The 10,954-nt window shown below is 62.3% G+C and carries 11 protein-coding genes; 5 read left to right on the top strand and 6 right to left on the bottom strand.

Annotated elements, in window-relative coordinates; translation table 11 throughout:
- Positions 1 to 1,101, bottom strand: a 1,101-nt coding sequence (locus tag IL54_RS22480) for a two-component system sensor histidine kinase NtrB (RefSeq protein ID WP_076605441.1), incomplete at its 3' end; no start/stop codon positions are given.
- Positions 1,098 to 2,120 carry a tRNA dihydrouridine synthase DusB gene (dusB, locus tag IL54_RS00755; protein ID WP_037472219.1) on the bottom strand — a complete coding sequence of 341 codons (1,023 nt, stop codon included), beginning with the start codon at positions 2,118 to 2,120 and terminating at the stop codon, positions 1,098 to 1,100. The genes IL54_RS22480 and dusB, both read right to left, overlap by 4 nt.
- Before the next feature lie 109 nt (positions 2,121 to 2,229).
- Between dusB and IL54_RS00750 the strand changes: the two genes are divergently transcribed.
- The gene (locus IL54_RS00750; protein WP_443210078.1) at positions 2,230 to 3,399 is read left to right on the top strand and encodes a bifunctional 2-C-methyl-D-erythritol 4-phosphate cytidylyltransferase/2-C-methyl-D-erythritol 2,4-cyclodiphosphate synthase; all 1,170 of its coding nucleotides are present in this window, start codon (positions 2,230 to 2,232) and stop codon (positions 3,397 to 3,399) included.
- Between the two features lie 4 nt (positions 3,400 to 3,403).
- Positions 3,404 to 3,922: a CinA family protein gene (locus IL54_RS00745; RefSeq protein ID WP_037472215.1), complete on the top strand. Its 519-nt coding sequence runs from the start codon at positions 3,404 to 3,406 to the stop codon at positions 3,920 to 3,922.
- Here IL54_RS00745 and IL54_RS00740 read toward each other — a convergent pair.
- On the bottom strand, positions 3,868 to 4,344 hold the full coding sequence (locus IL54_RS00740; protein WP_037472214.1) for a type II toxin-antitoxin system RatA family toxin: 477 nt from the start codon (positions 4,342 to 4,344) through the stop codon (positions 3,868 to 3,870). The genes IL54_RS00745 and IL54_RS00740 overlap by 55 nt on opposite strands.
- Positions 4,345 to 4,351: 7 nt before the next feature.
- Positions 4,352 to 5,293 (bottom strand): lipoyl synthase, encoded by a 942-nt coding sequence (gene lipA / locus IL54_RS00735; protein WP_037472212.1) that lies wholly within the window; start codon positions 5,291 to 5,293, stop codon positions 4,352 to 4,354.
- Between the two features lie 65 nt (positions 5,294 to 5,358).
- Between lipA and IL54_RS00730 the strand changes: the two genes are divergently transcribed.
- Both IL54_RS00730 and IL54_RS00725 read left to right on the top strand, forming a co-directional pair.
- Positions 5,359 to 5,997, top strand: coding sequence for a carbonic anhydrase (locus tag IL54_RS00730; RefSeq protein WP_037472210.1), 639 nt, complete (start codon positions 5,359 to 5,361; stop codon positions 5,995 to 5,997).
- A 10-nt stretch (positions 5,998 to 6,007) separates the two neighbouring features.
- Complete coding sequence (locus IL54_RS00725; RefSeq protein ID WP_037472208.1) at positions 6,008 to 6,823, top strand: NYN domain-containing protein; 816 nt, start codon at positions 6,008 to 6,010, stop codon at positions 6,821 to 6,823.
- Positions 6,824 to 7,008: 185 nt separating this feature from the next.
- Here the strand turns inward: IL54_RS00725 and IL54_RS00720 are convergent, their stop codons facing one another.
- Both IL54_RS00720 and ettA read right to left on the bottom strand, forming a co-directional pair.
- Positions 7,009 to 8,130 carry a 5-methyltetrahydropteroyltriglutamate--homocysteine S-methyltransferase gene (locus IL54_RS00720; protein WP_037472206.1) on the bottom strand — a complete coding sequence of 374 codons (1,122 nt, stop codon included), beginning with the start codon at positions 8,128 to 8,130 and terminating at the stop codon, positions 7,009 to 7,011.
- 23 nt (positions 8,131 to 8,153) lie between these two features.
- Positions 8,154 to 9,839: an energy-dependent translational throttle protein EttA gene (ettA, locus tag IL54_RS00715; protein ID WP_037472204.1), complete on the bottom strand. Its 1,686-nt coding sequence runs from the start codon at positions 9,837 to 9,839 to the stop codon at positions 8,154 to 8,156.
- A gap of 102 nt (positions 9,840 to 9,941) precedes the next feature.
- Here ettA and IL54_RS00710 point away from each other — a divergent pair.
- A partial coding sequence (locus IL54_RS00710; protein ID WP_076605440.1) for a M28 family peptidase occupies positions 9,942 to 10,954 on the top strand: 1,013 nt, incomplete at its 3' end.

Here is a 10,954-nt window from a genome sequence, read left to right as displayed (position 1 = left end):
GCCCATCGGCAGGAGGATGCGGAAGGTCGATTCGCCCGCCTGCGCATCGCGCGAATATTGGACGAAGCCGCTCATGTCGCGGACCAGCTTATCGACCAACGCCAGCCCCAGCCCCTGCCCGTCCCGTTTGCCAGTGATGAAGGGGTTGAACAGATGGTCCAATATATGTTCGGGAACGCCCGGTCCATTGTCCACCACGACGATCTCGATCGGCAGGACCGCACTCCCCTTGCCTCCACCCATCACCACGGACACGCCATGGCGAAAGGCCGTCTCCACGCGGATGCTGGGATTTTCGACCTGATCCAGCGCCTCGGCCGAATTTTTGAGCAGATTGATCATCACCTGCACCAACGCATCTTCATTGATGTTGGCGAATGGCAAGGATGGATCATAATGTTTTATGATCTTTACGTTTCTGGCAAATCCCGCCGACGCAATCCCCGCCGCGCGGTCGATCAGTGGATAGATATTGCCAGGGCGGCATTCCAGCGTCCGGTCGGTCGTGAAATCCTGCATCCGGTCGATCAGCGCGGCGATGCGATCGACCTCGTTGCAGATGAGCTGGGTCAAGGCACTGTCACGGCCGTCCTGCCCCGATTCAAGCAGTTGCGCTGCGCCCCTGATACCCGATAGCGGGTTCTTGATCTCATGCGCCAGGATCGCCGCCGCGCCCATGGCCGAGCGCGCCCCGCCCGACGTGCCGCGATGGCCGATCTTGCGCGCCTGGCTCTGCGCGTGGAGCGACACCACCCGCCAGCCTTCATGATCGATGATCGGGGAGATCATCAGGTCCACCTCCATCTCGGCGGTGCGCCCGGCATGGACCTTGATATCATAGGCGGCGATCGGCTTGTTGCTGTGCCAGATATCGAAGCGCGCGCCCGCCTCCGCGATACGGATCGTCCGCGCCACGTCGCTGCCGATGATCGCCGATCGCGCCATGTTGAGCAACGTCTCGGCACTGACATTCGCCTCGGCAATATTATTGTCCGGCCGCACTAGCAGGGTCGCGACCGGCAACGCCGTCATCTGATCGCTGAGCGATGGTCCGTCCTGCTGCGTGCGAAGCGGCGGGACGACCGTCATGGCAACGGTCATGCCGCCTGGCGCATCGCGGTGGCATCCGCACCGCTGGCGATCAGCGGCGCGTAGAAACCAGCGAGCATGTCGAGCACCTTGGCCGCGTCGGATTCCTGGTTCACGGCATGGCGGAACTCGGCCGATCCGGTCAGCCCCTTGGTATACCAGCCGATATGCTTGCGCGCCATATTAACGCCGGTATGGTTATCATAATGATCGAGCATCGCCTTATAATGGCCTATGATCGCGTGATATTGTTCTTCCAGCGTGGGATCGGGAATACGCTCGCCCCGCTCCAGCCAAGCCATGACCTGCCCAATCAGCCAAGGGCGCCCATAGGCACCGCGCCCGATCATCACGCCATCCGCACCGCTCTGGTCCAACGCCATGTCGGCATCCTCGATCGAACAGATGTCGCCATTGGCGATCACGGGCAGCTTCACCGCTTCTTTGACCGATCGGATGAAGGACCAGTCTGCGCTGCCCTTGTACATCTGGCACCGGGTCCGCCCATGGACGGTGATCAGCTTCGCGCCCAGATCTTCGGCGATATGCGCCAGTTCGGGCGCGTTGAGGCTGCTATGGTCCCATCCCATCCGCATCTTGACGGTCACCGGCACGTCCACCGCCTCGACCGTCGCCTTGATCAGCGCCGCGGCGAGCGGCAGGTCGCGCATCAGCGCGCTGCCCGCATCGCCATTGACGACCTTCTTGACCGGGCAGCCCATATTGATGTCGATAATGGCTGCGCCACGATCGGCATTCAGCTTGGCGGCTTCGGCCATTTCGGTCGGCGAGCAGCCCGCCAATTGCATCGACACCGGCTCTTCCAACGGATGCCAGGCCGCCTTCTGCAGCGACTGGCGCGTCTCACGGATCATCGCTGCGGTCGCGATCATCTCGGTGACATTGAGGCCGCAGCCATAGCGACGGACCAGCGTGCGAAACGGCATGTCGGTCACGCCCGTCATCGGCGCAAGAACGACCGGCGTGGCGATGGTCACCGGGCCGATGGAAATGGGGGAAAGCCTGGACATAAACTCTGATGCTACTGCCTAAAAAACAGGCAGACCATAGCCGAAATGGGAAGGGTCGGCAAGGGATGGGGTCTGGCGGCCCTCCCGGCACTCGGCTATGCGCTGGCGCATGATCGAAAACGACAAGACCGTCGCCCTGCTCGTCGCGGCGGGCCAGGGCAATCGGGCCGGTGGCGACACGCCCAAGCAGTTCCGCCTGGTGGCGGGCAAGGCCGTGCTGGCCCATGCCTATGACGCGCTCGCATCGCATGGCGCGATCGATGCAATCCATATCGTGCTGGGCGCAGGGCAGGAAGGCACGGCCCGCAAGTTGCTGGGCGATCGCGGGGCATCCTTCATCAAAGGCGCTGATAGCCGACGCGGCTCCGTGCGCGCCGGGCTGGAGTCCATCGCAGCGACGGACGGCGCAGCGCGGGTCTTGATCCATGACGCCGCACGCCCGTTCCTGCCCAGCGCGGTCATCGACCGGCTGCTCGGCGCGCTGGACGAGGCAGAGGGCGCGATTCCTGTGCTGCCCGTCGCCGATACGCTGGTGCGCGGCATGGACGGGCGCATGGCCGATGGCGTGCCCCGCGACGCACTGTTTCGGGTACAGACGCCCCAGGCCTTCCGTTTCGACACGATCATCGCGGCGCACCGGAGTTGGGACATCACGCGCGAAGCGACGGACGACGCGCAGATTCTCCGCGCAGCGGGCCATGACGTCATCATGGTGGATGGCGATGAAGGACTGGAAAAATTGACCTACCCCCAGGATTTTGCCCGCGTCGAAGCCCGGCTCGCGCCCACCATGACCGTGCGCGTCGGCATGGGCTATGACGTCCACCGTCTGGCGGCGGACGAAGAATTATGGCTGGGCGGCGTGCTGGTCCCGCATGATCGTGGCCTCGCCGGCCATAGCGACGCCGACGTCGCCCTCCACGCCATCGTCGATGCCCTGCTCGGCGCGCTGGCGGAAGGCGATATCGGCAGCCATTTCCCGCCTTCCGATGCGCAATGGCGCGGCGCTTCGTCGGATCGCTTCCTTGCCTATGCGGGCGATCGGGTGGCGGCGCGCAGCGGGCGGATCGATCACATCGATCTGACCATCATCTGCGAAGCGCCCAAGATCGGCCCGCATCGCGACGCCATGCGAACCCGCATCGCCTCCATTCTCGCGGTGCCCATCGATCGCATCAGCGTCAAGGCGACCACCACCGAGCGGCTGGGCTTTGCCGGGCGGCGCGAAGGTATTGCGGCGCAAGCGGTTGCCACCCTCTCCCTTCCCGCGCTATCCTGACATCATGCCCGACAACATCCTTCCCACCGAACTCGTCGACCTCGCCGAGCGCGTCATCATCGCCAACCGGCGCGCAGGCCGCACCGTCGCCGTAGCGGAAAGCTGCACCGGCGGGCTGGTATCAGCCGCGCTTACGGAGATTGCCGGATCATCCGACGTGTTCGAAGCCGGTTTCATCACCTATTCCAACGACATGAAGGTCGAACTTCTCAAAGTGTCTCAGGATGTGCTGGAAACCTTCGGCGCCGTCTCGATCGCCACCGCCTGGGCCATGGCCCAAGGCGCGCTCAAGCAAAGCCACGCCCATGTCGCCGTCGCCATCACCGGGATCGCCGGGCCGGGCGGTGGCACGGAGCAAAAGCCGGTCGGCACGGTCGTCTTCGCCCGCGCCGAACGCGGCGCGTCGGCGGACAAGGTCGTCGCCGACATGCGGCATTTCGGCGATACCGGCCGCGGCGGCGTCCGGCTTCAGGCGGCGCTATGCGCGCTCGAACTGCTGCTGCCCGAACCTTCTGCACCATAGAGCGCTGCAGCGCGGGTTTCGAACGCGCCGATCATCTTGCGTAACGCGCGGTCGAACACCTGGCCCGCGAGCATTTCGAACAGGCGGTTCTTGAATTCGAATTCGACCTCGAAATCCACCAACACCCCGCCCTGCCCGTCATCGCGAAAGCGCCATTCATTGTGCAGATGCTTGAGCGGCCCGTCCATATAATCGACCCGGACATGGTCTGGGCGATGCTTGTGAACGCGCGAGGTGAAACTTTCCTTGATCCCCTTGAAGCCCACGATCATGTCGGCAACCATGTCCGCTTCGCTGTCCGATCGCACCCGGATCGCACTGACCCAGGGCAGAAATTCGGGATAGGCCGCGACATTGGACACCAGGTCGAACATCTGGGTCGGCGTGTAGGGCAGATGGCGGGTTTCGCTATGCTTGGGCATCGAGAATTCAGGCCTTCACGGCCGCTTTGGCGAGCTTTGCTTCACGCGCCGCGCGCATCTGCGCGAAATCCTCGCCGGCATGATAGCTCGACCGGGTCAGCGGACTGGATGCAACCTGCAGGAAGCCCTTGGCCCGCGCGATCGCCGCATAGCTGTTAAACGCCGCTGGGGTGACGAACTCCATCACCTTGGTATGTTTGGGCGTGGGCTGGAGATATTGGCCCATCGTCAGGAAATCGATATCGGCCGACCGCATATCGTCCATCACCTGATGCACTTCCAGCCGCTCTTCGCCCAGGCCCAGCATGATGCCCGACTTGGTGAAGATCGACGGATCGAGCCGCTTGACCGACTCCAGCAATCGCAGCGACGCATAATAGCGCGCACCGGGCCGGATGGTCGGGTACAGACGCGGCACCGTCTCCAGATTATGGTTATAAACGTCCGGCCGCGCCGCGACGATCATCTCGACCGCCCGCTCATGCTTGTTGCGGAAGTCCGGAGTCAGTATCTCGATCGTCGTGTTGGGCGTCGTCCGGCGCAGCGCCTCGATCACCTTGACGAATTGCGACGCACCGCCATCGGGCAAATCATCGCGATCGACCGAGGTGATGACGATATGCTCCAGCCCCATCTCCGCCGACGCATCGGCCAGATTCTGCGGCTCATTAACGTCGACCTTGCGCGGCATGCCCGTCTTGACGTTGCAGAAGGCGCAGGCCCGCGTGCAGACATCGCCCAGGATCATGACGGTCGCATGTTTCTTCGACCAGCATTCACCGATATTGGGACAGGCCGCTTCCTCGCATACCGTCGCCAGCCCCTTGTCCCGCATCAACTTGCGCGTCTCATGATAGGCGGGGCTGGTCGGCGCCTTGACGCGGATCCAGTCGGGCTTGCGCATGCGCTCCGGCTGACCGGGCACGGGGATGGGGGCAATGTCGTTCATTGGCCCCAGATAGCGATGCAGGGCCGGTCTTGCCAGTGCTGATATTGTCGGGCACACCCCGTCGCATGACCGACTTTACCGACATGCTCGCAGGCTATCGCCGCTTCCGTGAAACCGGATGGGCGCAACAGCGCGGCCGATGGGATGAATTGAACGAAGGACAAAGCCCCCGCGTCATGGTCATCGCCTGTTCCGACAGCCGCGTCGACCCGACCCAGATTTTCGACAGCAGCCCCGGCGAAATCTTCGTCGTCCGCAACGTCGCGGCCCTCGTGCCCCCGTTCGAAACAACGCCCGGCCATCATGGCGTGTCGGCAGCGCTGGAATTTGCGGTGCAGGTGCTCAAAGTGGGCGAGATCGTGGTCATGGGCCATGGCAAATGCGGCGGCTGCAAGGCTGCGCTCAGCCATGATCTGAAAGATGCGGAACCGGGCGACGGCGGATTTATCCATGCCTGGATCGAACTGCTCGACGATGCACGCGAGACGGTGATTGCTGCCCATGGCGACGAACGTAGCGACGAAGTCGAACGGGCGATGGAGCAGGAGGCAGTTAAGGTAAGCCTTGCCAACCTGCGCACCTTCCCCTGCGTCCGCTCCAAGGAGCGCAAGGGCGAATTGAAACTCGTCGGTGCCTTCTTCGCCATTGCCGATGGCCAGTTGCACGTCATGGACGACCAAAGCGGCATTTTCTCGCCCGCCTGAAAGGACTGATATGGCGTCGACACGCGATGGCAGCGGCAATATCGCCCTGCTGATAGATGCCGACAATGCGTCCGCTGCGCATTTCGATCCGGTGATGACCGTCCTGGCCGAACTCGGCACGGTCAATATCCGCCGCGCCTATGGCAATTGGAGCAAGACCACGCTCAAGACCTGGGCCGCGCTCTCGGTCGCGCAGGCGATCGAGCCGCAACAGCAGTTCGACCTGACCAAAGGCAAGAACGCCACCGACATGAAGATGACGATCGACGCCATGGACCTGATGGCGTCGGGCCGCGTCGATGGCTTCGGCCTGATGTCAAGCGACAGCGACTTCACCCCGCTCGTCACCCGCATCCGGCAGCAGGGCATCCCGGTCTATGGCTTCGGCTCGGTCCAGACGCCCGAAGGCTTCCGCCGCGCCTGCACCCGCTTCATCGACGTCGCGGCATTGGCCGCAGCCGAAGTGCCGCTGGCCAAGCCGGTCGCAAAGAAAGTGACAGCAACTGCCGCCAAGTCGCAGCCAGCCACAGAAAAAAGCACGCCTGCGAAAGCCAGTCCGGCCAAAGCCGCGCCACCCGCCCCGGTGGCGAAGAAAGCCGTGGACGAGGAAGTCATAAAATTGCTGATCGATGCCTATGGATCGGTCACCCGCGACGAACGCGGCTTCGTGCGGCTGGGATCGGTGGGCCAATTGGCCGGCAACCGCTCCAGCTTCGACGTGCGCAATTATGGCTATAAACGCTTGTCCGACCTGGTGCAGGACATCCCCAATTTCATCTCGGAAACGCGCGAAGGCGGGCAGGTCTGGATCAAGCGGGTCAATTGATCCGCCCGACGGAAAGCCGCTACGCTACCGACAATCACACAAAAAAGGGCCGGTCTTCGCAAAGACCGGCCCGTAAAGTTTTAGGAGAGGATGCCTGAAAGGCACCGTCTTCCTGCATTGATAGCGGTATCATAACAAGTGCAAAGCGATGGTTTGCGGTTGCAAATGTTGCAACCGCAATAAAATCAGGCTTCGCCCCAGATGGCTTGCGCCGTCTGCACGACGAGTTCGAGCTTCGCCCGCTGCTCATCCGGCGTGATCGCATTGCCCTCTTCGGTGGAGGCAAAGCCGCACTGGGGCGCGATGCCGAGCTGGTCGATATCGGCATATTTCGCCGCTTCCTCGATCTGCCGCTTCAAACCGTCGATCGGCTCCAGATCGGGCACCTTGGTCGTGATGAAACCGGGATAGACCCGCTGCTTGCCCTTGGCGAGGAAGCGCAGCGGCTCAAGGCCACCGGCCCGCTCGCTATCATATTCCATGAAGAACAGATCGACGCCGGTCTGATTGAAGATGGCATCGGCCGCCAGATCATAGGCCCCTTCGGCCGCCCAGGTGGAGCGGAAATTGCCGCGGCACATATGCATCCCGATCAACATGTCGGCGGGACGATCCTTGATCGCGTCCTGCATCATACGGGCATAGGCGGTGATCAGCCAGTCAGGATCAATGCCTTCGGCCACTTTCTGCGCCCGATGCTTGGGATCGCACAGATAGGCGAAGAAGATGTCGTCCATCTGCAGATAGCGGCAACCCGCGTCGTAAAAAGCCTGAACTGCCTTGGCATAAGTCGCGGACAGGTCCGCAAATAGCACACCGAGATCGGCATATTCGGGGACGCGAATATCCTCCTTCGCGGTCCGAAAATGGCAGCAGCTGGGGCCAGGAATCGAAATCTTCGGCGTCACGCTGGTTGTTTTCGCCAGAAACCGGAAATGGTCGAGCATCGGATGGTCGGCCGGGAAGTCCAGCTTGCCCGTGATGACCGGGAAGGTCGGCCGCAATTTGACGCCATGGAATTGCGCGCCTTCTTCCGGGTCACGCTGTTCCAGATCGAAGCCGGTCAGCCCGCCCATGAAATCATAATGCCAAAAGGACCGGCGAATTTCGCCGTCGGTCACGACCTTGAGGCCCACGGATTCCTGCATCTTGACCGCTTCGACGATCCCGGCATCTTCGATTGCGGTCAATTCCGCGCGGGATATGCTCCCCTCTTCGAAAAACGCCTTTCGGGCAGCGGTAACAGCGGCAGGCCGCAGCAACGAGCCGACATGATCGGCCCGAAACGGAGGGGTAGAGTTGGTCATCGTCAAAAATCCGTGATGCGCTATTATCGGGTCAGCTTCTTGTAGGCGAGGCGCGTGGGCCGATCGGCCGCATCGCCCAGACGGCGGCGCTTATCTTCCTCATAGGCTTCGAAATTGCCTTCGAACCATTCGACATGGCTGTCGCCTTCGAACGCCAATATGTGGGTGGCAAGCCGATCGAGAAAGAAACGGTCATGGCTGATGACCACGGCGCAGCCCGCGAAATTCTCGATCGCCTCTTCCAGCGCACCCAGCGTTTCGACGTCGAGATCGTTGGTCGGTTCGTCGAGCAGCAGCACGTTGCCGCCCTTTTTCAGCATCTTGGCGATGTGGACGCGGTTGCGCTCACCACCCGACAGCTTGCCGACATTCTTCTGCTGGTCCTGCCCCTTGAAGTTGAAGGCCCCGACATAGGCGCGCGTCGACATGTCATGGCCGTTGACCTTCACATAATCGAGACCGTCGGAGATTTCCTCCCAGACATTCTTGCTTGGGTCGAGATGATCGCGACTCTGATCGACATAGCCCAGCCGAACCGTCGTGCCGATATCGACTTCGCCGCTATCGGGCGTTTCTTGACCGGTAATGATCTTGAACAGCGTGGATTTACCCGCGCCGTTCGGCCCGATCACGCCGACGATGCCGCCCGGCGGCAGCAGGAAGGACAGATCTTCGAACAACAGTTTGTCGCCATAGGCCTTGCTGATGCCCTTAAACTCGATGACCTTGCCGCCCAGACGCTCTGGCACCTGGATGACGATCTGCGCCTTGCCGGGCGAGCGGTTATTCTGCCCCGCGACCAGTTCCTCGAACTTCTTGATACGCGCCTTGGACTTGGTCTGACGCCCCTTGGTTCCGGCCCGAATCCATTCCAGCTCGTCGTTGATCGCCTTCTGGCGGCCTGTGGCCTCGCGGTCCTCCTGCTCCAGACGCTTGGCCTTCTTCTCCAAATAGGTGGAGTAATTGCCTTCGTAGGGGAAATATTTGCCGCGATCGAGTTCGAGGATCCAGCCCACGACATTGTCGAGGAAGTAGCGGTCATGGGTGATCATCAGCACCGCGCCCGCATATTCCTTCAGGTGATTTTCCAGCCAAGTGACGCTTTCGGCATCCAGATGGTTGGTCGGTTCGTCCAGCAGGAGAATGTCGGGCTTTTGGATCAGCAGCCGGGTCAGCGCGATCCGGCGCTTTTCACCGCCCGACAGATTTTCGACCGACAGGTCGGACGGCGGACAGCGCAGCGCTTCCATCGCGATCTCAAGCTGATTGTCGAGCGTCCAGCCATCGACCGCGTCGATCTGCTCCTGCAACGTGCCCATTTCCTCCATCAGCGCGTCGAAATCGACGTCTTCGGGCGGATCGGCCATGATGTTGCTGATCTCGTTGAAACGATCCATCTTGTCCGCAATCTCGCGGGCACCGTCCTTGACGTTTTCCAGGACATTCTTGTTGGGGTCGAGCTGCGGCTCCTGCGCCAGATAGCCGACCGTGATATTCTCGCCCGGCCAGGCTTCACCCGAAAAATCGGTGTCGATCCCGGCCATGATCTTGATCAGGGTCGATTTACCCGCGCCGTTCGGCCCGACGATGCCGATCTTGGACCCGCGATAAAATTGCAGGTTGATGTTGCTCAACACCGGCTTGGGCGCGCCGGGGAAGGTCTTTGTCATGCTCTTCATGACATAGGCATATTGCGAGGAGGCGGACATGGGTTCTGCAGCTCCGAATAAAGACAGAGAAAGGATTTGGCGCGGAGTTAGCGGAGGCGGGACGCATTGGCAAATGGGTGATGGCCAGCTACGCTCTCATCCATGCAGAAAATCCGATCGGGCACGCTGGCCGCCCTCCTCCTTGGCAGCGCTTTCACCCCCACCCTCTCCCTCGCCGCCCCGGCAGACAGCGCCGCGATTCGCGAGGCGGCGCTCAAGGATGATGTCGCCTGGGACTTTACCGAAGGGCTGACCACCGAAGTCGGGCCGCGCCCGGCCGGCACACCGCAGGAGGCGCGCGCACGCGACTGGGCAGTGGCCAAGCTCAAGGCGCTGGGGTTAAGCAATGTGCGGGCCGAACCCTATACCATGCCGGTATGGGTGCGCGGGCGCGACGAAGCGAAGATCCTTTCGCCCTTCCCGCAAAATCTGGTGCTGGCGGCGCTGGGCAATAGCGGATCGACCACGGACAAGGGGATTACCGGCGAAGTCGTCTATTTCCCGACCCTCGCCGATCTGGAAGCGGCCCCCGATGCGAGCCTGAAGGGCAAGATCGCCTTCGTCAGCCATGGTATGGAAGCAACGCAGGACGGCTCCTCCTACGGCTATTTCGGCGCAGCGCGTCGGCAGGGGCCAAGCATCGCGGCGAAGAAGGGCGCGATCGGGATCCTCATCCGCTCGATCGGCACTGACCATCACCGCATGCCCCATACCGGCGTGCAGATGTGGGCCGATGGCGTCACGCCGATCCCGGCCGCGGCGCTCTCCGTACCCGATGCCGAACAACTCGCCCGCGTCATTGCGCGCGGACAGCCGGTCAAGCTGCACCTCACCCTGACATCGAAGATGCTCAAGGATCAGCCATCGGGCAATGTCATTGCCGAAATTCCGGGCAGCGATCCGGCGGCGGGCGTTGTCGTCGCGGCCTGCCATCTCGACAGTTGGGATCAGGGCACCGGCGCAATCGATGACGCCAGCGGGTGCGCCATTGCAGCGGCCTCGGCCTTGCAGGTGGCGAAGGCAGGCCAGCCCCGTCGCACCATCCGCGTATTGATGGCGGGTGCAGAGGAAGTCGGCGGCGACGGCGCGCGCGCTTATTTCAAGGCCCATGGCGC

The sequence above is a fragment of the Sphingobium sp. ba1 genome (assembly GCF_000743655.1).
Taxonomy (GTDB): domain Bacteria; phylum Pseudomonadota; class Alphaproteobacteria; order Sphingomonadales; family Sphingomonadaceae; genus Sphingobium.
The sequence above is the reverse complement of the archived record's forward strand: the minus strand, read 5'-3'. Positions and strand labels throughout refer to the sequence as shown.